This window comes from Streptomyces sp. BBFR2 (genome assembly GCF_044497305.1).
Taxonomy (GTDB): domain Bacteria; phylum Actinomycetota; class Actinomycetes; order Streptomycetales; family Streptomycetaceae; genus Streptomyces.
This window is the reverse complement of record NZ_CP172415.1, coordinates 6016165-6042195: the sequence shown is the minus strand read 5'-3', so window position 1 is coordinate 6042195 and position 26031 is coordinate 6016165. Positions and strand designations below refer to the sequence as shown.

General features: G+C 74.2%; 20 protein-coding genes. 3 read left to right on the top strand and 17 right to left on the bottom strand.

Annotated features, from left to right (window positions below; genetic code table 11):
- The first annotated feature begins 136 nt into the window (after nucleotides 1–136).
- Nucleotides 137–1042: a serine hydrolase gene (locus ACGH2B_RS24695; RefSeq protein ID WP_399093953.1), complete on the top strand. Its 906-nt coding sequence runs from the start codon at nucleotides 137–139 to the stop codon at nucleotides 1040–1042.
- Here ACGH2B_RS24695 and ACGH2B_RS24690 read toward each other — a convergent pair.
- The 6 genes from ACGH2B_RS24690 to ACGH2B_RS24665 all read right to left on the bottom strand — a co-directional run bounded on the left by ACGH2B_RS24690 (nucleotide 1008) and on the right by ACGH2B_RS24665 (nucleotide 10976).
- Nucleotides 1008–1757: a 4'-phosphopantetheinyl transferase family protein gene (locus ACGH2B_RS24690; RefSeq protein WP_399093950.1), complete on the bottom strand. Its 750-nt coding sequence runs from the start codon at nucleotides 1755–1757 to the stop codon at nucleotides 1008–1010. The two genes, ACGH2B_RS24695 and ACGH2B_RS24690, sit on opposite strands and share 35 nt — an antisense overlap.
- A complete protein-coding gene (locus ACGH2B_RS24685) occupies nucleotides 1754–2683 on the bottom strand; it encodes an aspartate kinase (RefSeq protein WP_399093947.1) in 930 nt (309 codons plus the stop codon). The genes ACGH2B_RS24690 and ACGH2B_RS24685 overlap by 4 nt, the downstream gene beginning before the upstream one ends.
- Before the next feature lie 22 nt (nucleotides 2684–2705).
- On the bottom strand, nucleotides 2706–4115 hold the full coding sequence (locus ACGH2B_RS24680; RefSeq protein WP_399093944.1) for an aspartate aminotransferase family protein: 1410 nt from the start codon (nucleotides 4113–4115) through the stop codon (nucleotides 2706–2708).
- Nucleotides 4112–8260 (bottom strand): Pls/PosA family non-ribosomal peptide synthetase, encoded by a 4149-nt coding sequence (locus ACGH2B_RS24675; RefSeq protein ID WP_399093942.1) that lies wholly within the window; start codon nucleotides 8258–8260, stop codon nucleotides 4112–4114. Before ACGH2B_RS24675 ends, ACGH2B_RS24680 begins: the two co-directional genes overlap by 4 nt.
- A gap of 706 nt (nucleotides 8261–8966) precedes the next feature.
- Nucleotides 8967–10355 carry a uracil-xanthine permease family protein gene (locus tag ACGH2B_RS24670; protein WP_399093938.1) on the bottom strand — a complete coding sequence of 463 codons (1389 nt, stop codon included), beginning with the start codon at nucleotides 10353–10355 and terminating at the stop codon, nucleotides 8967–8969.
- Nucleotides 10356–10520: 165 nt separating this feature from the next.
- Nucleotides 10521–10976, bottom strand: coding sequence for a phospholipase (locus ACGH2B_RS24665; protein ID WP_399093936.1), 456 nt, complete (start codon nucleotides 10974–10976; stop codon nucleotides 10521–10523).
- A 195-nt stretch (nucleotides 10977–11171) separates the two neighbouring features.
- Here ACGH2B_RS24665 and ACGH2B_RS24660 point away from each other — a divergent pair, with 195 nt between their 5' ends.
- Nucleotides 11172–11882 carry a DUF5995 family protein gene (locus tag ACGH2B_RS24660; RefSeq protein WP_399093933.1) on the top strand — a complete coding sequence of 237 codons (711 nt, stop codon included), beginning with the start codon at nucleotides 11172–11174 and terminating at the stop codon, nucleotides 11880–11882.
- Nucleotides 11883–11947: 65 nt separating this feature from the next.
- On the opposite strand, the gene ACGH2B_RS24655 is transcribed toward ACGH2B_RS24660, so the two are convergent.
- The 9 genes from ACGH2B_RS24655 to rpe all read right to left on the bottom strand — a co-directional run bounded on the left by ACGH2B_RS24655 (nucleotide 11948) and on the right by rpe (nucleotide 21583).
- Entirely contained in the window at nucleotides 11948–13639 is a 1692-nt protein-coding gene (locus ACGH2B_RS24655) for a flavin monoamine oxidase family protein (RefSeq protein ID WP_399093930.1), read from the bottom strand.
- A gap of 79 nt (nucleotides 13640–13718) precedes the next feature.
- On the bottom strand, nucleotides 13719–14522 hold the full coding sequence (locus ACGH2B_RS24650; protein WP_399093927.1) for a carbon-nitrogen hydrolase family protein: 804 nt from the start codon (nucleotides 14520–14522) through the stop codon (nucleotides 13719–13721).
- A gap of 244 nt (nucleotides 14523–14766) precedes the next feature.
- Nucleotides 14767–15222: an Lrp/AsnC family transcriptional regulator gene (locus ACGH2B_RS24645; protein ID WP_399093924.1), complete on the bottom strand. Its 456-nt coding sequence runs from the start codon at nucleotides 15220–15222 to the stop codon at nucleotides 14767–14769.
- Between the two features lie 10 nt (nucleotides 15223–15232).
- Nucleotides 15233–16699, bottom strand: coding sequence for an amino acid permease (locus ACGH2B_RS24640; protein WP_399093921.1), 1467 nt, complete (start codon nucleotides 16697–16699; stop codon nucleotides 15233–15235).
- A 360-nt stretch (nucleotides 16700–17059) separates the two neighbouring features.
- The gene (locus tag ACGH2B_RS24635) at nucleotides 17060–18523 is read right to left on the bottom strand and encodes a GuaB1 family IMP dehydrogenase-related protein (RefSeq protein ID WP_399093918.1); all 1464 of its coding nucleotides are present in this window, start codon (nucleotides 18521–18523) and stop codon (nucleotides 17060–17062) included.
- A 90-nt stretch (nucleotides 18524–18613) separates the two neighbouring features.
- Nucleotides 18614–19060: a barstar family protein gene (locus tag ACGH2B_RS24630; RefSeq protein WP_399093915.1), complete on the bottom strand. Its 447-nt coding sequence runs from the start codon at nucleotides 19058–19060 to the stop codon at nucleotides 18614–18616.
- Nucleotides 19057–19512: a ribonuclease domain-containing protein gene (locus ACGH2B_RS24625; RefSeq protein ID WP_399093912.1), complete on the bottom strand. Its 456-nt coding sequence runs from the start codon at nucleotides 19510–19512 to the stop codon at nucleotides 19057–19059. The genes ACGH2B_RS24630 and ACGH2B_RS24625 overlap by 4 nt, the downstream gene beginning before the upstream one ends.
- 198 nt (nucleotides 19513–19710) lie before the next feature.
- The gene (locus ACGH2B_RS24620) at nucleotides 19711–20700 is read right to left on the bottom strand and encodes a sugar-binding transcriptional regulator (RefSeq protein ID WP_399097289.1); all 990 of its coding nucleotides are present in this window, start codon (nucleotides 20698–20700) and stop codon (nucleotides 19711–19713) included.
- 202 nt (nucleotides 20701–20902) lie between these two features.
- Entirely contained in the window at nucleotides 20903–21583 is a 681-nt protein-coding gene (rpe, locus tag ACGH2B_RS24615) for a ribulose-phosphate 3-epimerase (protein WP_399093909.1), read from the bottom strand.
- A gap of 194 nt (nucleotides 21584–21777) precedes the next feature.
- Between rpe and ACGH2B_RS24610 the strand changes: the two genes are divergently transcribed.
- On the top strand, nucleotides 21778–23223 hold the full coding sequence (locus ACGH2B_RS24610) for a glyceraldehyde-3-phosphate dehydrogenase (RefSeq protein WP_399093906.1): 1446 nt from the start codon (nucleotides 21778–21780) through the stop codon (nucleotides 23221–23223).
- A 159-nt stretch (nucleotides 23224–23382) separates the two neighbouring features.
- Here ACGH2B_RS24610 and ACGH2B_RS24605 read toward each other — a convergent pair whose 3' ends face one another.
- Entirely contained in the window at nucleotides 23383–24816 is a 1434-nt protein-coding gene (locus tag ACGH2B_RS24605; RefSeq protein ID WP_399093903.1) for an RsmB/NOP family class I SAM-dependent RNA methyltransferase, read from the bottom strand.
- 266 nt (nucleotides 24817–25082) lie between these two features.
- On the bottom strand, nucleotides 25083–26021 hold the full coding sequence (gene fmt, locus ACGH2B_RS24600; RefSeq protein WP_399093900.1) for a methionyl-tRNA formyltransferase: 939 nt from the start codon (nucleotides 26019–26021) through the stop codon (nucleotides 25083–25085).
- Nucleotides 26022–26031: the final 10 nt, after the last annotated feature.

Here is a 26031-nt window from a genome sequence, read left to right as displayed (position 1 = left end):
CGCCGGTTTCCGCCGTCTCCCGGTGTGGTCCGGGCAGGCGTCTTCCCCGGGCCCTCCGTCCGCCGGTCCGGTCCGGCCGCCGGTTCCCGGCCCCGCCGTTCGCGGTGCGCCCGGCTCTCAGCGAAGAGGATTTCCCATGCCCCGTACCCGTCTCCCCCGTCGCGCACGGGCCGCCGCCGTGGCCGCCGGTGTGCTGCTCACCGCACTCGGCTCCGCCGCTCCGGCCCTCGCCGCCACCGGGGGCGCGGCGTCCGGCGGCCGGGCGGAGGGATCCGCCGCCGTGGGGGGTGAACGGGTCGTGTGCACGTCCGGTGCGCCGGGCCTCGCGGACACGCTGTCCCGGGACATCGCGGGCGCGTTCCGGGGGCGCGCGGACACCCCGGCGCTGGCCCTCTACGACGCGCCCACCCGCACCACCTGCCGGTTCCGGGCCGGTGCCGCCTTCGATTCGGCGAGCGTGGTGAAGGTGACCGTGCTCGGTGCCCTGCTGCGGCAGGCGCAGGAGGCGCACCGGCCGCTCACCGGCCGCGAGGGGAAGCTGGCCACCGCGATGATCACCCGTTCGGACAACGCCGCGACCAACGCGCTGTGGCGGCAGCTTGGGCCCGGCACCGTCCGGCACTTCCTGACCCTGGCCAAGATGGCGCACACCGTGCCGGGCGACGGGGCGGCCTGGGGGCTGACCCAGATCACCGCCGACGACCAGCTCACCCTGCTGCGGCTGCTGACGCACGACAACGACGTACTCGGGCCCGCCGCCCGCGCGTACGCCCTCGGGCTGATGGGGCACGTCGCGCCCGACCAGCGGTGGGGCGCCCCCGCCGGGCATCCGGCGGACGTCACCGCGCAGGTCAAGAACGGCTGGCTGCCGCGGCCCGCCGACGGCTGGCGGGTGCACAGCGTCGGCGCCTTCACCGGCGGCGGCCACGACTACGGTCTGGCCGTCCTCTCCCGCGCCAACCGCACCATGGGCTACGGCATCGCCACCATCGAGGCGGCGTCCCGCGTCATCCACCGCGATCTCGACGCCGCCACCACCTGACCGGGCCGCCCGTCCGCTCCCGGTACGCGCAGGCGGCGACGGCCGCCGCCCCGCCGAGCGGCAGATCCACCACCCGCCACGGGCCGGTCCGTACCGGCTCCGGTCCCGCGCCGACGCGCACCTCGGCGGGCCCGGTGACGAAGCCGGTGCCGACGCCCTTGAGGTACGCCTCCTTACGGGTCCAGCAGCGGGCGCACGCCGCGGGGCGGTCGGCGGCGGGCAGCGCCGCCAGGTCCGCGCGCTCGCCGGGGTGCAGCAGCCGGGCGATCTCCGCGGCGGCGGACGGGGACGGCACCGCCGCCGCGTCGACGCCCACCGGCGCGTCCCCGAAGGCGAGGAGGACGGGCCCGCCGCCCCGGGAGAGCGAGAAGTGCAGCGCGGCGTCCGCCACCCGCGGCCTGCCGTGCGGGGCGCCGCAGTGCGGGCACCGCTCCCGTACGAACGTCACGTCCGCCGGGTCGCGGTGCAGGTACGCGCCGAGCAGTTCGCGCAGGAGCAGATGGGCGGCGGTGTAGCGGAGGCGGGCGCGGGGCGGGGCGAGGGCGGCGGCGCGGCGGCGTTCGGCGGCGGCGAGGAGGGCCGCGGCGTCCGGTCCCCGGGTGCGCAGATATCCGGCGGGGTCGGGCAGCAGCCACACCTCCGGGGCGCCCGGACGTGGTACGGCGCCGGGGCGCGGGTCGCGGCCGACGGTGCGGACCGCCGGGGTCCGGTTCATCCGGCGGCCTTCCGGACGGTGCCGGGGTGCGCGGGGGTGAGCGGCCGGGCGGCCGGGGTGCGGCCGCCGCCGGTGCCCGCCGGGACGGGCCGCGGCTCCGCGCCGGTCGGGGCGGCGGGCGTCCGGGCCACCACGGTCCGTGGTCCGATCCGGCCGGGCGCGCCCGCCACCGGAGGCTCGGCCGGGTCGGCGGGCGAGGCGGACAGCACCGTGCCGGGCCGGTCGTGGAAGGAGGACCTGATGTGCACGGTCACCCCGTACCGGGCGGCGTACTCCACCCCGCGCAGTGCCAGCACCCGGGCGCCGTCCGCGGCCAGGCGCCGCATCGCCGCGTACGTCAGATGGCGCAGCAGGCGGGCGGCGGGGTCGGTGCGCGGGTCGGCGGTGTAGACGCCGTCGACATCCGTGCAGATCTCGCAGACGTCGGCCTCCAGGGCGGCGGCGAGGGCGATGGCCGTGGTGTCGGAGCCGCCGCGGCCCAGCGTGGTGATCTCGCCGCTCTCGCGGCTGCGGCCCTGGAACCCGGCGACGAACGGGATCACGCCGTGGTCGAGCGCCTCGCGCACCCGGCGCGGTTCGACGGCGACGATCCGGGCGTCCCCGTGGACGGTGGTGGTCCAGAGCCCGGCCTGCGGTCCGGTGAACGAGCGGGCCGGGGCGCCGAGCGCGGCGGTGGCCATCGCGGCCAGCGCGTTCGCGATCTGCTCGCCCGCGGTCAGCACCATGTCGAGTTCGCGGGGGACGGGCTCGGGGCTCACCTCGCCCGCCAGGCGGAGGAGATCCTCGGTGGTGGCGCCCATCGCGGACACCACCACGACGACGTCGTGGCCCGCGTCGTGCGCCGCGACGACGCGGGCGGCCACCCGGCGGATCCGCTCCGGGCTCCCCACCGAGGTCCCGCCGTACTTCTGGACGATGAGCGCCATGACGGCTCCTTCGAGGGCGGTTTCAGAACGCGGCGCCGGGCCGGGGGCGGCAGGCGGCGGTGACGGCGTCGCGGAGGATGGCGCAGGCCGTCCCGACGACCTCGGCGGTGACGTCGAGCGGCGGCAGCAGCCGGACGACGGCGTCGCCGCGGCCGCCGAGTTCGGTGATCAGGCCGTGCCGCAGCGCGAGCGCCTGGACGGCGGCGGCGGCCTCGGTCGCGGGCCGGCCGTCGGCGGGGTCGGCCAGTTCGACGCCGCGGATCAGGCCGCGGCCGCGGACGTCGCGGACCCAGGGGTGGTCGGCGAGCGGCGCCAGCAGTTCGGCGCACTGGCGGCCACGGGCCCGGACGTTGCCGAGCACGTCGTCGCGGCGCATGATCCGGACGGTCTCCACCCCGGCGGCGAACGCCGGCTGGTCGCCGCGGAAGGTGCCGATGTGCGCGCCCGGCTCCCAGACGTCCAACGCCGCGTCGTAGAGGATCAGGGCGACGGGCAGGCCGATGCCGCTGAGCGCCTTGGACGCCACGATGACGTCGGGTTCGATGCCGTACTGCTCGAACGCGAACCAGGTGCCGGTGCGGCCGCAGCCGGTCTGCACCTCGTCGGCGATCAGCGGGATGTCCAGGGCGCGGGTCAGCTCCCGTATCCGGCGGATGAACGCGGTGCGGGCCGGGACGCTGCCGCCCTCGCCCTGGACGAGTTCGATGAGGACGGCGGCGGGCAGCGGGACACCACTGGTGGCGTCGGTCAGGGCGCGTTCCAGTTGGTCGGCGCAGTGCCGGGAGCAGCCGTCGGGGCCGGGTCCCTCCGGGCAGCGGCCGGGGCCGCAGTACGGGAAGAAGTGGACGCCGGACATGCCGCCGGGCACCGCGTCCTTCCGGGCCACCGGGCCGCTGAGCGCCGTGGTGGCGTACGTGGTGCCGTGGAAGGCGCCCTGGAAGGCGACGACGTCCGAGCGGCCGGTGGCGATCTTGCAGAGCTTGACGGCCGCCTCCACGGCGTTGGCGCCGGTCGGTCCGCAGAAGTGGATCTTCGTGCGGTGGCGCATCCCGGGGGCCAGCATCGAGAGCTGGGCCTGGGTGAAGGCGTCCTTGACCGGGGTGGGGAAGTCCAGGCCGTGGGTGAGGACGCCGAGCTGACGGGCGGCGGCGCGCAGCAGTTCGGGGTGGTTGTGGCCGAGCGGGAGGACCCCGGCGCCGTCGAGGAAGTCGATGAAGACGTTGCCGTCGACGTCGCGGACGTAGGGGCCGTCGCCGTCGGCGAGGGCGATCGGCAGATGGCGCGGGTAGACGCGGGCCGCGGATTCCCAGCGGTCCTGGCGGGCGAGGAGTTCGGCGGAGCGGGGGCCCGGCAGGTCCCCGGCGACGTGCGGGCCGGTCACCGCGCCGGACGGCGAGAAGCTGATCAAGGGGGGTGTGGTGAGCGTGGTCATGGACGGGCTCCACGGGGGGTGCGGGACGGCGCGGCGGGGCGGAGGGCGGCCGGGATGCCCCGCCACCGGGTCGCCTCGGGCAGCGCCTCGCCCTTCATCACCAGCGACAGGGCGTCGAGGGCCGCGCCGCGGGCGACGCGGGCGTCGTAGAGGACGACGGAGCGGGTGCCCACCGAGGCGCCGCGCTCGACGGTGACGTGGTCCATCTTCATCACCCGGTCCTCGAAGAGGTGGGTCTGCAGCGAGGTGAACGGGCCGACGGCGGCGTCGTCCGCCACGCTCACCAGGTCGAACTCGGTGAGGAAGGTGGTGGCGAGCCAGACCCGGCGGCCGATCCGGGCGCCGAGGAGGCGCAGCACCAGCGGGGCCCAGGGCGTGCCGGTCAGGTAGGTCATCACGGTCGGCACCACGAGGTTCTCGTAGAGCCCGGTGACCAGCTCGGTGCGGCGGACCCACATGCTCCACAGCGGCTCGACGCGGGGCCGGTAGCCGCCGACGACCAGCCATTTCACGGCGGCCGTGGCCAGCACGCAGCCCAGTCCGACGGTCATCAGCACGAGCGGCATGAGGAGGAAGAGCGCCACCGGCGGGAGGAGCGCGGCCAGGGCGAGGGAGAGGTGGTACCCGCCGAGGACGGAGAGGAGGCCGAGGGTGGCGGGCAGCGTCACCCGGAAGTATTCGACGGCGAGGCGGGCCAGTACCCGGCCCCGGGTCGGGGCGTACGTCAGCCGTTCGGGGAAGCCGGGGCTGGCCTCGCGGTGCGGCAGGAAGATCGCGGGCGAGCCGAGCCAGGTGGTCTCGGGGGCGATCGGTTCGGCGGGGGCGACGGAGTGGACGCCGAGGAGGCTGTTGTCGCCCATCCGGCCGGCCCCGGGCAGCAGGGCGCCGTTGCCGACGAAGCTGCGGCGGCCCACCCGCGCGGGCGCCAGGGCGAGGTGCCCGCGGTGGAAGACGGCCGGGCCCACCACGCTGACGTCGGCGAGGAAGCTCTCCGGGCCCACGTCGAGCATGTCGGGGTCGACGAAGGTGACGGTGGCGACCTCCGCCCGGCGGCCGGTGCGGGCGCCGAGGGCGCGCAGGAACGGGATGACGTAGAGGGTGGAGTAGAGCGCCTGGGTGAAGGTCAGGCTCATCGTCATCATGCCGTCGCCGAGCCATTTGCGGAGCCCGAAGGCGCTGCGCTCGGGGTGGATGCCCGGGCGGGCGACGGGCAGCACCGCGCGCTTGACGGCGAGGACGGCGGCGCAGCTCGTGAGGACCATCAGCGGCGCGGCGGCCAGGACGGCGAGACAGCCCCAGCCGGCGCCGACGCCGTGGGTGACGGCGATGACGAGCCAGGAGCCGCACACGGTGATCAGCAGCGGCAGGAGCAGCAGGAACAACGCGCCGAGCGCGAACCCGGCCACCACCGGGGCGGGCCAGCGGCGGTCGTCGGGGCGGGCGCCGAGGTCCGCCAGCAGCGGCGGCGGGGCGTCCTGCCGGGTGGCCGGGGAGCCCGACCAGTGCTCCCCCGCCGGGACGGTGGTGTCCTCGGGGACGAGGGACTGCTCGCCGACCGTGGCGCCGTCGCCGAGGACCGCGCCGGGCAGCACCACACTGTTGGTGCCGACACCGCATCCGGCGCCGATCCGGACGGGGGCGAGCCGCAGCCATCCGCCCTCGACGGTGTACGTCTCGACGCGGGCGCCGTAGCCGAGGGCGGTACCCGCGCCGATCTCCACCAGCGACGGCGGCGCGATGACCGTCGGCAGATGGCAGTGGCGGCCGATGCGGGCGCCGGCCAGCCGCAGCGCCGGCGGCAGCAGCGGTGAGCCGGCCAGCAGCACCAGCGGCGAGAGGACCAGCAGCTTCTGGGCCAGCCAGAACCGCAGATACACCACGCCCCACAGCGGATACCGGCCCGGCCGCACGCCCGCCATCAGCAGCCGGCTGCCGGCCATCGGTACCACCAGCAGGGTCAGCACCAGCCACCCCGCCTCCAGCAGGATCAAGGTGGGCACCGGCAGTCCCGCGACGGTGTCCAGGGCGCTGCCCGGCAGCGGTGCGCGGACCGGCAGGTCCCAACTGTCGCAGAGCCGGTAGAGCAGGACGACCGCGGCGAACGCGGGCAGCAGCAGCCAGGTGCAGACCCCGGCGACCTGCGCGATGCCGCAGGTCAGCACCCGGAGGGTGGAGTGGCGCAGCGGGGCGGGCGGCGGGGCGGAAGGTTCCGCTCCGCCGGGCTCGCGGTCCGCCGTGGCGTACGCGGCGAGGGAGCGCACGGTCGGGTGGGCGTAGAGGTCGCCCATGGCGAGGCCGCTCAGCTCCGGGTCCTGCCGCATCCGGGAGATCAGCCGGGCGGCGGTCATGGAGTGGCCGCCCAGGTCGCAGAAGAAGTCGTCGTCGGTGGAGACGGTGCCGCCGCCCAGGACGTCCTGCCACAGCGCGGCCATCCGGCGCTCCATCGGGGTACGGGGCCCGGTGGGCGGCCGGGCGCGGCGGCCCAGCGGCGGGGAGACCGGTGCGGGGAGAGCGGCACGGTCCACCTTGTCGGCGGTGAGCAGCGGGAAGGCGGACAGCACCTCGACGAAGGCGGGGATCATGTACGCGGGCAGGGTGCGGCGCAGCGCCGCGTGCAGCCGCTCGCGCAGCGGTTCATCCCCGGTGTCCCCGGTGTTCGCGGTGTCCCCGGTGTCCCCGGTGTCCCCGGTGTCCCCGGTGTTCGCGGTGCCCCCGGTGTCCGGGCCGGGTTTCCGGGTGACGTACCCGATCAGGTCCTGGGAGGTGCCGTCGCGTTCGCGCGGGACGACGACGGCGTTCTCGACGGCCGGGTCCTGGCGCAGCACCTCCTCGATCTCGCCCAGTTCGATGCGGTAGCCGCGGATCTTGACCTGGTTGTCGATCCGGCCCAGGTACTCGATCTCCCCGGAAGGGGTGAGACGGCCGCGGTCGCCCGTGCGGTAGATGCGGGGCGCCTCGGCGCGGTCGCGGGCCACCGGGTTGGGCCGGAAGCGGTCCTCGGTGAGGTCGGCGCGGCGGACGTAGCCGAGGGCGACGCCCGGCCCGCCGATGCAGATCTCCCCGCTCTCCCCGCGCGCGACGGGCCGCAGCGCCTCGTCGAGGAGGTAGACGCGGTAGCCGGGCAGCGGGGTGCCGATGGTGACCGGCCGGTCCGGGGTGAGTTCGGCGCAGGTGGCCGTCACCGTCGTCTCGGTCGGGCCGTACGCGTTGAGGATGCGGCGGCCGGGCCGCGACCAGCTACGGACCAGCCCCGGCGGGCAGGCTTCACCGCTGACGAGGAGGGTGCGCAGGGCCGGCAGTTCCGGGTCGAGGGTGGTCAGGAGGGTGGGGACGCAGCAGAGCACGGTGATCGCGCGTTCGGTGAGGAAGGCGGTCAGCTCAGGTCCGGCGCGGCGGGCCTCGTCGGGCCCGGCGACGAGGGTGGCGCCGGCCATCCAGGCGGGCCAGATCTCCTCCAGCGCGAAGTCGAAGGCGAGGGAGAGGCCCTGGTGGACGCGGTCGTGGTCGGTGACGCCGTAGAGCGGGACGGCCGCGCGGAGGAAGGCGACGATGTTGGCCCGGGAGACGGCGACGCCCTTGGGGCGTCCGGTGGTGCCGGAGGTGTAGATGACGTAGCACTCGCCGGACGGGTCGTCGGGGATGTCCGGCCGGGTGTCCGGTGCGCGGGCGAGGGCGTCGGCGGCGCGGTCCAGGGCCAGGACGGCGCAGGGCAGCTCCCGGGTGCGGGCGTCCAGCGACGCGGTGGTGACCAGGTCGTGCAGGCCGCAGTCGGCGGCGATGAAGGCCAGCCGGTCGGCGGGGAACGACACGTCGAGCGGGACGTAGGAGGCGCCGCTCTTGAGGACGCCCAGCAGCGCGACGTAGGTGGCGCAGGAGCGCTCCAGCAGGATGCCGACGCGGCGGCCGGGTCCGGCGCCGCGGTCGCGCAGCAGGTGGGCGAGGCGGTTGGCGCGGCGGTCCAGTTCGCGGTAGGTCAGGGTCTCGGCGGCGCATTCGACGGCGGTGTGCGAGGGGTTGCGGTCGCAGGAGAGGTCGAAGAACCCGGCCGGTCCGCCGACGTCCGGGGGTTCGGGTCCGCCGGGCCGCCGGCTGCCGTCCGGGGCGCCCTGCCCGGTGCCGGCGGGGTGCGCGGTGAACACCGGCATGGGACCTCCCTCTCGCGAACGGCCCCGGGCCGCCCGGGACACCGCCCGGCGCCGCCCGGTTTCCCTGACGCTGCCGATCCTACGGAGGGCCGGGCCAGGGCCGGGTGCGGTGCGGGTTAGGGCGACGTAAACGTCCGGGACGGCGGCGGCTCGCGACGGGACCGGACGCGCGGCGGGAGGCGCCGGGCCGGACGCGGGGCGGCGGGGAGCCGGTGCGCGGAAGCGGGGCGGGCGGCGGGCCCGGCGCGACGAGGCGGGGCGGGGCGGGCGGCGGACGGCGGACGGCTACGGACCGTGCGTGACACGGACGGAGCCGGGCCGGAGCAGACGCGGCCGGAGCCGGACGCGCGGCGACGGGGAGCCGGAGCGCGGAAGCGGGGCGGGCGGCGGGCCCGGCGCGACGAGGCGGGGCGGGCGGCAGGCGGCGGGCGGCCCCGGACCGCACGTGACACGGACGGAGCCGGGCCGGAGCAGACGCGGCCGGAGCCGGGCGCCGGGGGCGGACGCGGCCGGAGCCAGGCGCCGGGGGCGGACGCGGCCGGTCCGGACGAGCGGGCCCGGGCTCCGGCCGGGAGGAGTGCCCCGGCGCGAACGCGGGCGGGGCGGGCCCGGGCTCCGGCCGGGAGGCGTGCCCCGGCGCGAACGCGGGCGGGGCGGGCCCGGGCCCTCGCCCGTACCCGCCCCGCGTGACCGGCCCGACCGCAGGTCAGTCCCTCTTCCCCGCGGCCCCGTCGTCGTACTCCGTGGTGCCCGCGTCGAGGAGCGGGGTGCGGGGCCGGGCGGCGGCGCGGGAGAGCCAGCGCAGGCTGTGGTAGCCGGTGAGGACGATGAGCGTGCCCAGGGCGATGCCGCCCAGCTCGAAGTGGTCGGTGATCTTCAAGGAGACGCCGCCGATGGCGATGACGATGCCCGCGGCCGCCGGGATGAGGTTCAGCGGCACCGTGAAGTCGACCTTGTTGCGGATCCAGATCTGCGCGCCGAGCAGGCCGATCATGCCGTAGAGGATGACGGTGATACCGCCGAGGACGCCGCCGGGGATCGCGGCGACCACCGCGCCGAACTTCGGGCACAGGCCGAAGAGCAGGGCGAAGACCGCCGCCGCCGTGTACGCGGCGGTCGAGTAGACGCGGGTCGCGGCCATCACGCCGATGTTCTCCGCGTAGGTGGTGGTGGCGGGGCCGCCGACCGCCGTGGACAGGACGGTGGCGGTGCCGTCGGCGACGATCGCCATGCCCATCTTGTCGTCGAGCGGGTCGCCGGTCATCTCGCCGACCGCCTTGACGTGCCCGGCGTTCTCGGCGACCAGCGCCACCAGGACGGGCAGCGCGACGAGGATCGCGGAGGCGGAGAAGTTCGGGGCGTGGAAGGTCGGCAGGCCGATCCAGTCGGCCTTGGCGACGCCCGAGAAGTCGATGCGGAAGTGGTCGGTGATCTTGCCGGAGCCGTCGGCGGAGTGGAGCTGCCCGGCGGTGCGGTCCAGGACCCACGAGAGCGCGTAGCCGAAGAGCAGCCCCAGGAAGATCGCGATCCGCGACCAGAACCCGCGCAGCACGACCAGCGCGAGGCCGGTGAAGAGCATCGTCGCCAGCGCCGTCCACTGGTCCTGCGGCCAGTACGTCGAGGCGGTGACGGGCGCGAGGTTGAAGCCGATGAGCATGACGACCGCGCCGGTCACCGGCGGCGGCAGCACCGCGTGGATGACGCGGGCGCCCAGCACGTGGATGGCGATCCCGCAGCCGGCGAGGCACGCGCCGACCACCAGCATCGCGCCGGTGAGGGTCCCGGCGTCCCCGCCCTGCCCCGCGATGACGGCGGAGACGCCGACGAAGGAGAGGGAGGAGCCGAGGTAGCTGGGGATCCGGCCCCGCGTCATGAGCATGAAGAGGAGGGTCGCCACACCGGACGCCATGAGGGCGAGCCCCGGATCCAGCCCCATGAGCACCGGCGCGACGAAACACGCCCCGATCATCGAGACGACGTGCTGGGCGCCGAGCCCGATCGTCCGCCCCCAGGTGAGGCGCTCGCCGGGTTTGACCACCTCCCCCGGCTCCAGGTGCCGCCCGTCGCCATGCAGCTTCCACCCGAAACCAGCCATGATCACTCTCCACCTCTGCGACGCCCTGCACGTCACAGAGCCGAGGTGATTCATAGTCGAACGATCGCTTCTGGACAAACTCAACGCGGGAAGCGTACGGGTGCGGCTCAGGTGGCGCGCCGTGCGGCGGGTGGCCCGGAAGGCTCCCGGGCCACCCGCCGCGGCTCAGTGACCGAACCGCTTCACGGCCTGGTAGTACGTCCAGGCGAGCGCGTCGCAGGACTTCTTCTTGGCGCCGGTGTAGCGCGTGCAGACCCGGCGGAGATCCGTGTGGAGCATGGTGTCGAGGCGGGGCTTGTTCGCCGCGAAGGTACCGGCCGCCTTGTAGTTGCGGTAGCCGAAGTCGTGGTGGGCGCAGGACATCCGGAACGGGAAGCCGAGCGGGTTGTCGGGCGAGGAGGAGCAGTAGTCGGTGGACCAGTCGAAGCCGTACGCGGACCACTTCGCCCGGTGTGCGCGGGCGTCGGCCCACTGCGTGTAGCTCGCCGGGCCGGTCTGCGTCCAGCGCGCGAGCACTCGGGGCTTGTCGGCCGGTACGGCCTGGGCGGGGGCCGCCGCGACCAGGGTCGCGGCCAGGGCCAGAAGCGGGGCGGTCAGTGCGGCGGTGTGCCGTCGGAACATGCCAACCTCCGGTGTCCGGCGCCGCGTTGGCGCGCGAGGCGCCCCCGTGCGCCGGAAGTATGCGGTTCTCAAGGGCCGTTGCCCTCCCCGCCACGGCGGCCGCGGTCACAAGAGGGCGCGCCGGTAATTACCCCGTTCCGGTCAAAGCCACACAGGATCCCGCATTGTTCGCCCGTACGGTGCCACGCTGACCCGATGACGACCACTCAGCGACGCGCCACGGCCGTCCCGTCCGCGCGCGGGGCCCACGGTCCGGCGGCCGTCCGGGCGCGGCTGCGGGCGACGGCGGACACCTTGCCGGACGGCGACGGCGTGGCCGTCTTCACCCGTGCCGCGCTCGCGGCGGCGCGGCAGGCGCGGGCGGCGGCCCCCGCGGGGCTGTGCGCGGGAGCGGCGGGCGCGGGCGAGCTGGAGCTGCGGCTGGTGCGGCGGTTCGCGGCGGCGGTGGACGCGGCGGCCGTCGGGCTGCCCGTCCCGGCGTGCTGGCGGCCGCTGTTCCAGTTGCGCCACCATCCGGGCGTCCGTCCGCTGCAGTTCGCACTGGCCGGGATCAACGCGCAGGTCGGGCACGATCTGGTACTCGCGGTGGTCGACGCCGCTCAGGCGCTGGGCTGCGAACCGTCCTGGCTGGAGGGCGAGTTCGACCGGCTGGGCGCGGCGCTCGCCGGTCTGGAGGAGTACGCCCGCGACCACCTCGCGCCCGGCCCCGAGGGGCTGGACGTCACCGATCCGCTGGCGTATCTGGCCGGGGCGTGGAGTCTGGAGCGGGCGCGGGAGGGTGCGTGGGCCGCGGCGCGGATGCTGTGGGGCGCGCGGCGGGCCCCGGAGTTCGCGCGGGAGTGCGCCGAGCGGCTGGACGCGGGCACCGGTCTGGTGGGCCGCTGCCTGCTGACGCCGCTGGGCTGATACGCCACCGCCCGGACCGTTGGGCGGACGGTCCGGGCGGGGCGGTTCAGGGCTTCCGGCAGGGGTCAGTCCTCCGGAAGTTCGACCGGCGCGATGGTGTCGTAGACATCACCGGGCCCGGGGTTGGTGGCGTCGGTGGCACCGCCGAAGTGGTGCATGACGCCCCACACCGCGTTCAGCGCGGTCTGCACGGCGCCCTCGGCCCAGCCCGCCGTCCAGGAGATGTCGTCACCGGCGAGGAAGAGTCCGCGCTTGTCCTCGGGGAGGCGGTCCTGCATGAAGTGGGTGAACAGCCGCCGCTGGTAGCGGTAGTGGCCGGGGAGGTTGGCCTTGAAGGCGCCCATGAAGTAGGGCTCGTTCTCCCAGGAGACGGTGACCGGGTTGCCGATGATGTGCTTGCGGATGTCGACCTTGGGATAGATCTCGGCCAGCGACTTCAGCATGACCTCCATCCGCTCGCCCGCGTCCAGCGGCAGCCACTTGAGGCTGTCGTCGCACCAGGTGTACGAGAGGCAGATGACGGCGGGCGCGTCCGGACCGTTGTCGAGGAGGTAGGTGCCGCGGGTCATCCGGTCGGTGAGCGTCATCGACATGACGTCCCGGCCCGTCTCCTCGTCCTTGTCCAGCCAGAACGGCCGGTCCACCGGGACGAACAGCTTGGACGACTCCATGTAGTGGGTGCGCTCCACCGCCGTCCAGTGGTCGATGGGCAGCAGCGCGTCATCGCACGTGATCTTCGACAGCAGCATCCAGGACTGCGCGGTGAAGACCGCCGCCTCGTACGTGCGGATGTCGCCGGCGGCGTCGGTGACGGTGATGCGGTTGCCGGCGGTGCGGTGCAGCCGGGTCACGGCGGGGCGGGGCGCGCCGCCGTGCAGCGAGGCGAGGGAGGTGCCCGGCGCCCAGTGGAGGATCTTGCCGGGCTCGCGCTCCCACAGGCGCAGCGGGAGCTGCTGGCTGCCGCCGACGATGCCGCGGTGGTGGTCGTCCGCCTCGGTGTAGACGACGCGGAGGATCTCCAGGATGGAGTTGGGGAAGTCGGTGTCCCAGCCGCCGGTGCCGAAGCCGACCTGGCCGAAGATCTCCCGGTGGCGGAAGGACTTGAACGCCTCGGAGTCGCAGAGGAAGCCGTAGAACGTCTGGTTGTCGAGCTTCGCCACGAGGCGGGACCAGATCTCCCGTATGCGGGGCACGTCCCGCTCGCGCAGCGCGCGGTTCATGTCGGAGAAGTCCGCGCCCTCCTCCAGGCAGGCGTTCCAGGCGTCCATGACCTGGTGGTAGACCTCGGGCAGGTCCTCGACGGTGCGGGCGTAGTGCGACTCGCCCTTGAGGTCGACGACGGTCGAGGGGGTGTCCGGCGCCAGCGGGTTGGGGAACGGCCGGGTTTCGAGGCCCACCAGGTCGATGTAGTGCTGGAGGGCGGTGGACGACGGCGGGAAGCGCATCGCGCCCATCTCGGCGGTCAGCGAGGGGTCGCAGCCCTCGAAGCCGACGGTGCGCAGCCGCCCGCCGATCTCGTCCGCCTCGTAGACGACGGGCCTCAGGCCCATCTTCATCAGCTCGTAGGCGGTGACGATGCCGGAGAGTCCGCCGCCGATGACGGCGACCTCCTTGCCGTGCTCGGTCGCCGGTACCTGGCCGAGGCCCGCCGGGTGCGCGAGGAAGTCGTCGTACGCGTACGGGAAGTCCGGGCCGAACATGGTGATCGGCGGCTGGGTGTCCGCGTGGTGGGCGGCGGTGGGCACCGTGGACGTCATCGGGTACGGCTCCTTGCAGGGCGGGGTGGAACGGGGTGGGGAAGGCGGGGGCGGCAGGCCGGGGCGGCGGGCGCCGGGGTCAGCCGAGGGCGCCGTACAGCTCCGGGCGCCGGTCGGCGAGGTAGGGGTTGCCGTCCCGGGAGGCTCGCAGGAAGGCGGCGTCCACCTCGGCGGTGACCAGTTGTTCACCGCGTCCGGCGCGGGCGCGGACGATGCCGTCGGGCCCGGCCAGGCAGCTCAGCCCGACGAACTCGAAGGCGCCCTCCGGGCCGGTGCGGTTGACGTACGCGACGTAGAGCTGGCTCTCGAAGGCGCGCACCGGGATGACCGACTCGGCGACGAACTGGAAGGGGTGCATCTGGGCGGTGGGTACCAGCAGCAGGTCCGTACCGGCCAGCGCGTGCGCCCGGACGTTCTCCGGGAACTCCACGTCGTAGCAGATCAGCAGCCCGATCCGGAGACCGTCCAGCTCCGCCTGGACGACCGGTTCGGTGCCCGGTGTGAAGTGCGCGTGCTCGAAGTCGCCGAAGAGATGGGTCTTGCGGTACGTGGCGAGCCGGGCGCCGTCGGGGCCGGTGAGCTGGACGGAGTTGTAGACCTCGGGGCCCTCGGGGGCGCGCTCCGGGTAGCCGTACGCGATGGCGATGCGGTGGGCCGCGGCGATCTCGGAGACCCGGCGGGCGGCGGGCCCGTGCGCGGTCTCGGCCAGGCGGTGGAGGTCGTCGCCGATGGCGTAGCCGGTGACGAACAGCTCGGAGGTGACCAGCAGCCCGGCACCGGAAGCGGCCGCGTCACGCGCGGCCGCATCGAGGAGCGCCAGGTTGTACGCCGGGTCGCCGGGCCTGCCCGAACTCTGGAACAGGGCGGTGCGCAGCGACGACATGGGACCCCTCGGCGGATGGTTCGCGGTGGACGCATTGACCGTACGGGCCCGCGCTGACCTGCGACAAGGCGCCTCCGTTGCGTCCCGATGAGCGATTTGTTGCGCGTATCGGGGGCGGGGCGGCGATTCGTTGCGGGGGCGGTGAGGGCGCACCACCGGGAGCCGGGCCGCGCGGTGGGGGCCACGCACCGGGCCCGGTGGCCGGGCCGGAGCCGTACCACCGGGCCCGCAGGGGCGTCCGCGCTCAGCCCGGCGAGCCGGAGCTGAAGCGGCGCAGCAGCGGCGAGAGGACGAGGACGGACTTGGTGCGCTCCACGAACGGCTCGCCCGCGATGCGCTCCAGGACCCGCTCGAAGTGGCGCATATCGGCGGCGAAGACCTGGACGAGGGCGTCCGCGTCACCGGTGACGGTGGAGGCGGACGCCACTTCCGGGTAGCGCGACAGACCGCGGTGGATCGCCTCGGGCGAGGTGTTGCGGCTGCAGTACAGCTCGATGTACCCCTCGGTCTCCCAGCCCAGCGCCGCCGGGTCGACGCGCACCGTGAAGCCGGTGATGGCCCCCTCGGCGCGCAGCCGGTCCACCCGGCGTTTGACCGCCGGGGCGGAGAGCCCGACCTCCTGGCCGATGTCGGCGTAGCTGCGCCGGGCGTCCTCGGCGAGGGCGTGGACGATGCGTTCGTCGAGGTCGTTCAGTCGCACTGCGGGTGGATCACTTCTCTGACGGGGCCAGCCGGGAGCGGCGCATGCCGTACCCGAAGTAGACCACAAGGCCGACAACCATCCAGATCCCGAAGACCGCCCAGGTCACCGGGGAGAGGCTGCCCATCATGTAGACGCACAGGAGGAAGCCGACCGCCGGGAAGAGCGGCGAGAGCGGGGTACGGAACGAGCGGTGCATCTCGGGACGGGTCCGGCGCAGCACGATCACCGCGATGTTGACGAGGGCGAACGCGAAGAGCGTGCCGATGCTGGTGGCGTCCGCGAGCTGGCCGAGCGGTACGGCGGCGGCGAGCACCCCGCAGAACAGCGAGACGATGACGGTGTTGGCGCGCGGCGCGCCGGACTTCGGGTGCACCTTGGAGAACACCCGGGGCACCAGCCCGTCCCGGGACATCGCGAAGAGGATGCGGGTCTGACCGTAGAGCACGGTCAGCACCACGCTGGCGATGGCGACGACCGCGCCGGCGGCCAGCAGCACCGCCCAGACGTCCTGCCCGGTGACCTCCTTGAGGATCCCGGCGAGCGCCGCCTCGGACCCCTTGAACCGCTGCCAGGGCAGCGCGCCCACCGCGACGGCGGCGACCAGGCAGTACAGCGTGGTGACGATGAGCAGCGACAGCATGATCGCGCGCGGCAGGTCGCGCTGCGGGTTCCGCGCCTCCTCCCCCGCCGTGGAGGCGGCGTCGAAGCCGATGTACGAGAAGAAGAGGGTGGCTCCGGCGGCGCTGACGCCCGCCATGCCCATCGGCATGAAGTTCGCGTAGTTGCCGGACCGCACGCCCTGGAGCGCGACACCGCAGAAGAGCAGCAGCGCGACGATCTTGACGGCGACCATGATCGTGTTGGCGCGGGCGCTCTCCTTGGCGCCGCCCAGCAGGAAGACCATGGCGAGCATCACGACCAGCAGCGCCGGAAGGTTGAAGATCCCGCCGCTGCCGGGCGGCTGGGAGAGCGCGTCGGGGATGGTGACGCCGATCGTCCCGGACAGCAGCTCGTTGAGGTACTGCCCCCAGCCCACCGCGACCGCCGCGACGGAGACGCCGTACTCCAGGATCAGACACCAGCCGCAGACCCAGGCGATGAGCTCACCGAGGGTGGCGTAGGCGTACGAGTACGACGAGCCGGAGACCGGGATGGTGCCGGCCAGCTCCGCGTAGGAGAGGGCCGAGAAGAGGGCGGTGATACCGGCGATGACGAAGGAGAGGATCACGGCCGGTCCGGCGTCGGGCACCGCCTCGCCGAGGACGACGAAGATGCCGGTACCGAGGGTGGCGCCGATGCTGATCATCGTGAGCTGCCACATGCCCATCGAGCGGCGCAGCGAGCCGCCTTCCCCCTGCCCGCCCTCGGCGACGAGCCGTTCGACGGGCTTGCGCCGCATCAACCGGGTACCGAGACCACCCGCGAACGGGGGCCGGGGATCGCTGCCCCCGGGGGACGCGCCGTGCTCCAACACTGGGGTGGCTCCTTCATCGCTGCCGGTCGGGGAACGAGGGACGGTGACCGGCGGCGGTCGGCGTGCGGGCAGGCGGAACACACCCGCAGCAGGAGACCGCCGAGCAGACGGTCCCCGCCACTCCACGTACAGCGCTTGACCTTACGGCCCGGCCCTGACCTGCCGTAATGCAGGTTCCTTGCGCAACCACGGCGGAACGTTGCGCACCGCGCGTGGCCCCGGTGGTTCGTTGCGCGCCCACCACCCGATCGTACGGGCGCCGCACACCGCCCCGCGCGGCGGGCGTGGCCTGCGCGAACGCCGCGGGGGCCCGGTCGCCGGAACGTTCCGGCGACCGGGCCCCCGCGGGACGTACGGAGGTCAGCTCCAACTGTCGTGGAGCGGCTTGCCCTCGGCGTAACCGGCGGCGCTCTGCACCCCGACCACGGCCTTCTCTGCGAACTCGGCGAGCGAGGCGGCACCCGCGTAGGTGCAGGAGCTGCGGACGCCCGCGATGATCGAGTCGATCAGGTCCTCGACGCCGGGGCGCGCCGGGTCGACGAACATCCGCGAGGTGGAGATGCCCTCCTCGAAGAGCGCCTTACGGGCCCGGTCGTACGCGGACTCCTCGCTGGTGCGGTTGCGCACCGCGCGGGCCGAGGCCATGCCGAAGCTCTCCTTGTACGGACGGCCGTCGGCGGTGTGCTGGAGGTCGCCGGGCGACTCCAGGGTGCCGGCGAACCACGAGCCGATCATGACGTTGGAGGCACCGGCGGCCAGCGCCATCGCCACGTCGCGGGGGTGGCGCACCCCGCCGTCGGCCCAGACGTGCTTGCCGTACTTCTTCGCCTCGGCGGCGCATTCGAGGACCGCGGAGAACTGCGGGCGGCCCACGCCGGTCATCATCCGGGTGGTGCACATCGCGCCCGGTCCGACGCCGACCTTGATGATGTCCGCCCCGGCCTCGATCAGATCGCGGACGCCCGCCGCGGCGACGATGTTGCCCGCCACGATCGGGACCTGCGGGTCCAGCGCCCGGACGGCCCTGACCGCGCTGATCATGGACTCCTGGTGGCCGTGGGCGGTGTCCACGACGAGGGTGTCCACCCCGGCGTCGAGCAGCGCCTTCGCCTTACCGGCCACATCGCCGTTGATGCCGACGGCGGCGGCGATGCGCAGCTTGCCCCCGGCGTCGGTGGCGGGGGTGTAGAGGGTGGCGCGGAGCGCGCCCTTACGGGTGAGGATGCCGACCAGCATGCCGTCCTCGTCGACCGCGGGCGCCAGCTTGCGGTTGGCGGCGTCCAGGCGGTTGAACGCCTCGCGCGGGTCGACGTCGGCGTCCAGGACCAGCAGGTCCTTGGACATGACCTCGGAGACCTGCGTGAAGCGGTCGACCCCGGCGAGATCGTGCTCGGTGACCACGCCGAGCGGACGGCCGCCCTCGACGACGATGCCCGCGCCGTGCGCCCGCTTGGGCAGCAGCGACAGCGCGTCGGCGACGGTCGCGACGGGCGACAGCACGATCGGCGTGTCCAGCACGAGATGGCGGCGCTTTATCCAGGTGACGACGTCGGTGACGACCTCGATCGGGATGTCCTGCGGGATGACGACGAGCCCGCCGCGGCGGGCCACGGTCTCGGCCATCCGGCGGCCGGCGATGGCGGTCATGTTGGCGACCACCAGCGGGATCGTGGTGCCGCTGCCGTCCGGCGAGGCGAGGTCCACGCCCTGCCGGGAGCCGACGGCCGAGCGGCCGGGCACCATGAACACATCGTCGTACGTCAGGTCGTACGGCACCGAAGAACACTCTTCGAGGGCACCGTTCTTCGGGTTCAGGAATCGCATACCGCCAGGATACGGGCCGCCACCTGCGGTGATGCGATCATCCGACAGCCCGCCGCGGCGGGCTGTACGAAGCGACGAAACGGCGGCCGGTCAGTCCGCGGCGGGCCGGGCCGGCCCCCGGGTGAGGATCACGGCGAGGCCGGTGTCCGTGTCGCGCCAGTGGGCCACCGCGTCGGCGATGACGTTCTCGACCACATGCCAGTCCTCGGGCGCGGCGGCCGCGAACTCCTGCCAGCCGGTGATCACCAGCAGCCGGCCGCGGGCGGCCGGGCACCACGACAGATCGGTCAGGCAGTCGGCCAGCGCGTCCCAGTTGTGCCCGAACCAGTCGGGAAAGCGCAGCTCACGGGCGCAGAGGTCGAGGAAGGCGGCCTTGTCCAGGACACCGGCGAGGTCGAGGTCCACGCCCTGCCATCCGGCGGCGGCGGCCGCGGCGAGCGCGTCGGCCACGGGCCGGCCGGCGGGCCAGGACAGCACGCCGGGCGGGGTGGCGCCGCCGAGGACCGCCGCCAGCGGCCGCGGCACGGGGGCGGTCACCGCAGCACCGCCTTGAAGCTCCGGTAGTGATCGGCGGTGTAGTAGATCTCGTGGCGCTCACCGGTGATCAGCCGCCGCGCGCCGCGGTCCCGGGCGCCCGGGGTGGGCACGGTGAACTCGTGGTAGTACCCCCGGGCCCGCTTCGGCAGCCGCTTCTCGTAGTTGCCGAAGACGGTGCCGTCCTTGCGGTACGGGTACGGGCCCCCGGCGTCGATCAGCCGCAGCGTCCGCCGCGCCTCGTTCGGCAGCTCACGCTCCGGGACGGTCGCCATCCGGTCGGCCCACTCCGGCGTCCCGGCCGGACGCGAGGCGGCGGTACGGGTGGCGGAAGGCCCCGGGGAGGAGGCGGACGAGGCATGGCCCGGACCGCATCCGGTGAGGACCAGCAGCAGCCCGGAGAGCAGCGCCGCGAGGGCGACGGCTGCCGGGCGGACGGAGAAGCGGATCTTCATGCGCCGATGCTGTCACAGCGGACGCCGGACCGCCGCGCCGGTTCCGCCGCGCGGTACGGGGCGCCGCCGGGGCGCGCGGTCCGGGAGCGTGCGGCGCCCGAGGCGGCTCCGTCCGGTACGGGCGGCGCTCCCCGGGGTCCGCGGAGCCCGGGGCCACCGGCCGCCGCCGGGGCCGGCCCGCCTCCCCGGGCGGCGGGTTCAGGCCCCGTCCGGGTCCGCCCGCTCCAGCGCCGGGCGCGGGCCGGGGCCCGTCTCCAGCAGCAGGTGATCGGCGGCGGCGGTGTCCGTGACCAGGCTGGTGACCAGGCCGGAGCGGAGCACCGCGCCGATCGCGGCGGCCTTGCGGCGGCCGCCCGCGATGGCGACGACCTCGGGGATCCGGCGCAGCCGGTCCGCCTCGACGGTGATGCACCGCTCGCCCAGATCGCGGCCGATCCGGCGGCCCTCGGCGTCGAAGAGGTGCGCGGACATCTCGGCGGCGGCGCCCAGCGAGGCGTAGTGCGCGCGCTCGTCCTCGCTCAGCATGTCGTAGACGGTCGAGACGCCGGGCTCCCAGGAGCCGATGGAGACGCAGGCGACGGTGACCCGGTCGAAGTATTCGAAGGCGCGGGCGATGCCGGTCTGGCCGCGCAGCGCGGCGGCGGTCGCCGGGTCCGGCAGCAGCATCGGCGCGTAGATCGGGTGCGCCTCGCCACCGGAGACGTCGGCGGCCCGGCGGACCGCCTCGACGGAGCCTCGGTCGGCGGTCCCCGCGTCGTAGACGCCGGTGAGCTGGACGACGGTGCACGGCGGGAGACGGTGCAGCGCGGCGGCCATGTGGATGGTGGAGCGGCCCCAGGCCAGCCCCAGCACATCGCCCTCGGTGACCAGCTCGCCGAGCAGGTCGGCGGCGACCTCGCCGAGGTTCTCCGGGTCGGCGGCGTCCTCGGAGGCGTCGGCCGGGGACTCGACGACCACGGCGTGCCGCAGGCCGTAGCGGGCGCGCAGCGCGTCGGAGCGTTCGGCGTCCAGCTCGGACGGCACCCGGATCTCGATCCGTACGAGGTCACGCTCCAGCGCCGTCTCCAGCACCCGGGCGACCTTGAAACGGCTGACGCCGAACTCCTCGGCGATCTGGATCTTGGACTTGCCCTCCAGATAGAAACGGCGGGCCATGGCCGCGGCCTGCACCAGCTCGGCGGGGCCCATACCGGACTGCGGGCGGCTGGCTACCACGAAAATCTCCCCTGCTGCGCATCTGATCGAGTCTTTGCTCATCCTTGCAGAAACCCACGGTGGACGGGGACCACCACCCTGCGGCCGTGAACGGCCGGTGGCGGCACGGAAAACCGCGGGCGGGGCGAGGACGAAAGGAGCGGCGGCGGGCCGGAATCCGCCCCGCCGCCCGGGGTCAGTGGGCGCAGCCCCAACCCGCCGGGGTCGCGGCCACGGCCTGCTCCCGCAGCTCACGGACGGCCTTGGCCGGGTCGTCCGCGCCGTAGACGGCGGAGCCCGCCACGAAGACGTCGGCGCCCGCCTCGGCGCACCGTTCGATGGTGGACGCCGAGACCCCGCCGTCCACCTGGAGCCACATCTGGAGCCCGTGCCGGGAGATCAGCTCACGGGTGCGGCGGATCTTCGGCAGCATGATGTCGAGGAACGCCTGCCCGCCGAAGCCGGGCTCCACGGTCATGATCAGCACCATGTCCAGCTCGGGCAGCAGATCCTCGTACGGCTCGATCGGGGTGGCCGGTTTGAGGGCCATGGACGCCCGCGCGCCCTGTGCCCGGATCTCCCGCGCCAGCCGTACGGGGGCGGCCGCCGCCTCCGCGTGGAAGGTCACCGAGCCCGCGCCCGCCTCGACGTACTGCGGGGCCCACCGGTCCGGGTCCTCGATCATCAGGTGGAGGTCGAGCGGGGTGTCCGTCGCACGGCTGAGCGACTCGACGACCGGCACCCCGAGCGTGAGATTGGGCACGAAGTGGTTGTCCATCACGTCGACGTGGAGCCAGTCGGCGCCCTCGACGGCACGCGCCTCCTCGGCGAGCCGGGCGAAGTCCGCGGACAGGATGCTGGGGTTGATCAAGGCCATGTCCCCAGTATGGCGTGCCGTTACGGGGCTTTCGCAGGCCCTCCCGGGGCCCGGGTCCGCGCGGGTCCGGCCCGGCGGTCACGGACCCGGGCGCCGCGACCGCCTCCCGTTCGCCCTCCGGACACCGCCCGGAGTATCGAAATTGCGTCGGGTTAGCATATGAGCACCGCCTAGCTCGATCGAGAGATAAGCCTGTGACTGTCAACGACGACTCGTTCACCAACTGGAAGAACCGCGAGGAGATCGCGGAGTCGATGATCCCGATCATCGGGAAGCTGCACCGCGAGCGGGACGTGACCGTCCTGCTGCACAGCCGCTCCTTGGTGAACAAGTCGGTGGTCAGCATCCTCAAGACCCACCGCTTCGCCCGGCAGATCGCCGGTGAGGAGCTGTCGGTCACCGACACCCTGCCGTTCCTCCAGGCGCTCACCACGCTCGACCTCGGCCCCTCCCAGATCGACCTGGGCATGCTCGCCGCGACGTACAAGGCCGACGAGCGCGGTCTGAGCATCGAGGAGTTCACCGCCGAGGCGGTCGCCGGCGCCACCGGCGCCAACAAGATCGAGTGCCGCGAGGGCCGGGACGTCGTCCTCTACGGCTTCGGCCGCATCGGCCGCCTCGTGGCCCGCCTCCTCATCGAGAAGGCCGGTTCCGGCAACGGTCTGCGGCTGCGCGCCATCGTCGTGCGCGGCGGCGGCGCCGACGACCTGGTCAAGCGCGCCTCGCTGCTGCGGCGCGACTCCATCCACGGCCAGTTCCAGGGCACGATCACCGTGGACGAGGCGAACAGCACCATCGTCGCCAACGGCAACGAGATCAAGGTGATCTACGCCAACGACCCGTCGGAGATCGACTACACGGCGTACGGCATCAAGGACGCCATCCTCATCGACAACACCGGCAAGTGGCGCGATCGCGAGGGGCTCTCGAAGCACCTGCGCCCCGGTGTCGACAAGGTCGTGCTGACCGCCCCGGGCAAGGGCGACGTCCCGAACATCGTCCACGGCGTCAACCACGACATGATCAAGCCGGACGAGCAGATCCTGTCCTGCGCCTCCTGCACCACCAACGCGATCGTCCCGCCGCTGAAGGCGATGGAGGACGAGTACGGCGTCGTGCGCGGCCACGTCGAGACCGTCCACTCGTTCACCAACGACCAGAACCTGCTGGACAATTACCACAAGTCGGAGCGGCGCGGCCGTTCGGCGCCGCTCAACATGGTGATCACGGAGACGGGCGCCGCCTCCGCCGTCGCCAAGGCGCTGCCCGACCTGAAGGCGAAGATCACCGGCAGCTCGATCCGGGTGCCCGTGCCGGACGTCTCCATCGCGATCCTCAACCTCCAGCTCGCCCGCGAGACCACCCGCGAAGAGGTCCTCGACCACCTCCGCCAGGTATCGCTGACCTCCCCGCTGAAGCGTCAGATCGACTTCACCAGCGCCCCCGACGCCGTCTCGAACGACTTCATCGGCTCGCGCCACGCCTCGATCGTCGACGCCGGCGCCACCAAGGTCGAGGGCGACAACGCCATCCTCTACCTCTGGTACGACAACGAGTTCGGCTACTCCTGCCAGGTCATCCGCGTCGTGCAGTACGTCTCCGGCGTGGAGTACCCCACGTACCCGGCACCGGCGGTCTGACCGCACACCCCCGCGGACAGTGGCGCGGCCGGCGAGCGGCCGTGGCCGGTACCCGACCCCCTACGGGATCGAGTACCGGCCACGGCGGCCGCCGGCCGTTCACGTTTCCGCCGGTGCGCGTACCGGGCGGGCGGACGCCGGGGCCCGCCGCCCGCCCGCTCAGGCGGTACGCCGCAGCAGCGCCAGATACATCGCGTCCGTGCCGTGCAGATGCGGCCAGAGCTGGACGTCGGGGCCGTCGCCCAGCGCCGGGACGCCGGGCATCAACGGGCGGGCGTCGATCCACTCGGCACCGGCGGGGGCGCCGCCGCGGCCCTTGAGGACGTCCTCGACGACGGCGCGGGTCTCGGCGAGGTGCGGGGAGCAGGTCGCGTAGCCGACGACACCGCCGACCCGCACGGCGGCCAGCGCCTGGCGGAGCAGCTCCCGCTGGAGCGGCGCGAAACCGTCCAGGTCCTCCGGGCGGCGGCGCCAGCGGGCCTCGGGGCGGCGGCGCAGCGCGCCGAGACCGGTGCACGGCACGTCGACCAGCACCCGGTCGAAGGCGCCCGGCCGCCATGCGGGACGGGTCCCGTCGGCGGCGATCACCGCGTACGGCCCCGGATTGCCGTCCAGGGCGCGGGCCACCAGGCCGGCGCGGTGCGGCTGCTTCTCGGAGGCGAGCAGCGCCGCCCCGCGCTCCGCGGCGAGCGCGGCCAGCAGCGCGGCCTTGCCGCCGGGCCCCGCGCAGCCGTCCAGCCAGCGCCGGTCCTCGCCCTCGACGGGCGCGTTCGCCAGCGCCAGCGCGACCAGTTGACTGCCCTCGTCCTGCACCCCGGCGCGGCCCTCGCGCACCGCGTCCAGCGCACCGGGCTCACCGCCCTCGGCCAGCCGCACCGCGTACGGCGACCAGCGGCCGGGCAGCGCGCGGTCCTCGCCCGCGGCGGTCAGCAGTTCCCCGGCGGTGGACCGGCCGGGGCGGGCGACGAGCGTCACCTCGGGCCGTTCGTTGTCCGCCTCCAGCAGGTCCTCGATGCCCGCACGGCCGCCGCCGAGCGCGTCCCACAGGGCGGAGACGATCCAGCGGGGGTGGGCGTGGACCAGACCGAGGTGTTCCTCGGCGTCCTCGTCGTAGTCGGGGGCGATCCGCTCCAGCCAGGCGTCCAGATCGGCCGCCGCGACCTTGCGCAGCACCGCGTTGACGAACTTGGCGCGGCCGTCGCCGAGCACCACCCGGGCCAGTTCGACGCTGGCGCTGACCGCCGCGTGGGTGGGGATCCGGGTGCCGAGCAGTTGGTGGGCGCCGAGGGTCAGGACGTCGAGGACCGGCGGGTCCACCTCGCGCAGCGGGCGGTCCACGCACTGCGCGACGATCGCGTCGTAGGTGCCCTGGCGGCGCAGCGTGCCGTAGACCAGCTCGGTGGCGAGCGCCGCGTCCCGGCTGTCGAAGTCCGGGTTCTCGCGCGCCTTGCGCAGCAGCGGCGGCAGAACGAGGTTGGCGTAGGCGTCCCGCTCGTCGACGGCCCGCAGCGCCTCGAACGCGAGGATCCGGACGGGGTCCTTCTGCGGGCGGCGGTAGGGCTTGCTGGGACGGCGACGCGGCTGCTGGCTCACGAAAAGGTGCTCCGGGTACGAGAAAAAGGATGTGTGACCAGCGTACGCGCGGGGCGGGAAGCCCGGAGCGCGGAGGCACGGAGCCTGGAAGCGGGGAGCCCGGAAGCCCGGAACACGGAGCCTGGAGCCTGGAGGCACGGAACCCGGAAGCCCGGAGCGCGGAGCCTGGAGGCACGGAACCCGGAAACGCGGAACCCGGAGGCACGGAGCGCGGAACCCGGAAGCGGCGGCCCTTCGGCGGGCCGCCGCTCCGGGGCGGCCGGGGGCTACTCGCCGATGATCTCGCCCGGGTCGATACGGACGCCGCGCGCCCAGTCGGCGCCCTTCATCGGCTTCTTGCCCTGCGGCTGGACCCACAGCAGCTCGACGGCGTGGCTGCCGGTGCCGACGTACACGGCCTTCTTGGTGACGGCCAGTTCGCCGGGGGCGAGGTGGAGATCGGCGTCCGGGCCGGCGGAGGCGGTGGCCATCAGCTTCAGCCGCTCACCGCGGAACAGCGTCCAGGCGCCGGGGGCCGGGGCGCAGCCGCGCACCACCCGCTCCACCCGCAGCGCGGGCGCCGACCAGTCCACCCGGGCGTCCTCGACCTCGATCTTCGGAGCGAGCGAGACGCCCTCGGCGGGCTGCGGAACGGCGTGCAGGGTGCCGTCCTGGATGCCGTCCATCGTCGCGGCGAGCAGCCCGGCCCCGGCGAAGGCGAGCCGGGTCAGCAGGTCACCGGCGGTGTCCGTGGGGCGGATCTCCTCGGTGAGCACACCGAAGACCGGGCCGGAGTCGAGCCCCTTCTCGATCTGGAAGGTGGAGGCGCCGGTCACCTCGTCCCCGGCGAGCACCGCGTGCTGCACGGGCGCCGCGCCCCGCCAGGCCGGGAGCAGCGAGAAGTGGAGGTTGACCCAGCCCTTGGCGGGGATGTCCAGCGCCGACTGCGGCAGCAGCGCGCCGTAGGCGACGACCGGGCAGCAGTCGGGGGCGATCTCCCGCAGCCGCTCCAGGAATTCCGGGTCGCCGGGCCTGGCGGGCTTGAGCACCTCGATGCCCGCCTCCGCGGCCCGCTCGGCGACCGGGCTCGCGACCAGCCGCCGGCCCCGGCCGGCCGGGGCGTCCGGCCGGGTCACCACGGCCACCACCTCATGCTGGTCCGAGGCGATCAGGGCATCCAGGGCAGGTACGGCGACCTCGGGGGTACCGGCGAAGACGAGCCTCATGGGTGGCGCA

What these genes read in the sequence shown, in the direction of transcription:
- ACGH2B_RS24680 (WP_399093944.1), bottom strand. Translation starts at nt 4,115, where the DNA reads ATGACCACGCTCACCACACCCCCCTTGATCAGCTTCTCGCCGTCCGGC.
- ACGH2B_RS24660 (WP_399093933.1), top strand. Translation starts at nt 11,172, where the DNA reads ATGACGACCACTCAGCGACGCGCCACGGCCGTCCCGTCCGCGCGCGGG.
- ACGH2B_RS24670 (WP_399093938.1), bottom strand. Translation starts at nt 10,355, where the DNA reads ATGGCTGGTTTCGGGTGGAAGCTGCATGGCGACGGGCGGCACCTGGAG.
- ACGH2B_RS24665 (WP_399093936.1), bottom strand. Translation starts at nt 10,976, where the DNA reads ATGTTCCGACGGCACACCGCCGCACTGACCGCCCCGCTTCTGGCCCTG.
- ACGH2B_RS24635 (WP_399093918.1), bottom strand. Translation starts at nt 18,523, where the DNA reads ATGCGATTCCTGAACCCGAAGAACGGTGCCCTCGAAGAGTGTTCTTCG.
- fmt (WP_399093900.1), bottom strand. Translation starts at nt 26,021, where the DNA reads ATGAGGCTCGTCTTCGCCGGTACCCCCGAGGTCGCCGTACCTGCCCTG.
- ACGH2B_RS24685 (WP_399093947.1), bottom strand. Translation starts at nt 2,683, where the DNA reads ATGGCGCTCATCGTCCAGAAGTACGGCGGGACCTCGGTGGGGAGCCCG.
- ACGH2B_RS24620 (WP_399097289.1), bottom strand. Translation starts at nt 20,700, where the DNA reads ATGGGCCCCGCCGAGCTGGTGCAGGCCGCGGCCATGGCCCGCCGTTTC.
- ACGH2B_RS24675 (WP_399093942.1), bottom strand. Translation starts at nt 8,260, where the DNA reads ATGCCGGTGTTCACCGCGCACCCCGCCGGCACCGGGCAGGGCGCCCCG.
- ACGH2B_RS24650 (WP_399093927.1), bottom strand. Translation starts at nt 14,522, where the DNA reads ATGTCGTCGCTGCGCACCGCCCTGTTCCAGAGTTCGGGCAGGCCCGGC.
- ACGH2B_RS24690 (WP_399093950.1), bottom strand. Translation starts at nt 1,757, where the DNA reads ATGAACCGGACCCCGGCGGTCCGCACCGTCGGCCGCGACCCGCGCCCC.
- ACGH2B_RS24625 (WP_399093912.1), bottom strand. Translation starts at nt 19,512, where the DNA reads ATGAAGATCCGCTTCTCCGTCCGCCCGGCAGCCGTCGCCCTCGCGGCG.
- rpe (WP_399093909.1), bottom strand. Translation starts at nt 21,583, where the DNA reads ATGGCCTTGATCAACCCCAGCATCCTGTCCGCGGACTTCGCCCGGCTC.
- ACGH2B_RS24695 (WP_399093953.1), top strand. Translation starts at nt 137, where the DNA reads ATGCCCCGTACCCGTCTCCCCCGTCGCGCACGGGCCGCCGCCGTGGCC.
- ACGH2B_RS24655 (WP_399093930.1), bottom strand. Translation starts at nt 13,639, where the DNA reads ATGACGTCCACGGTGCCCACCGCCGCCCACCACGCGGACACCCAGCCG.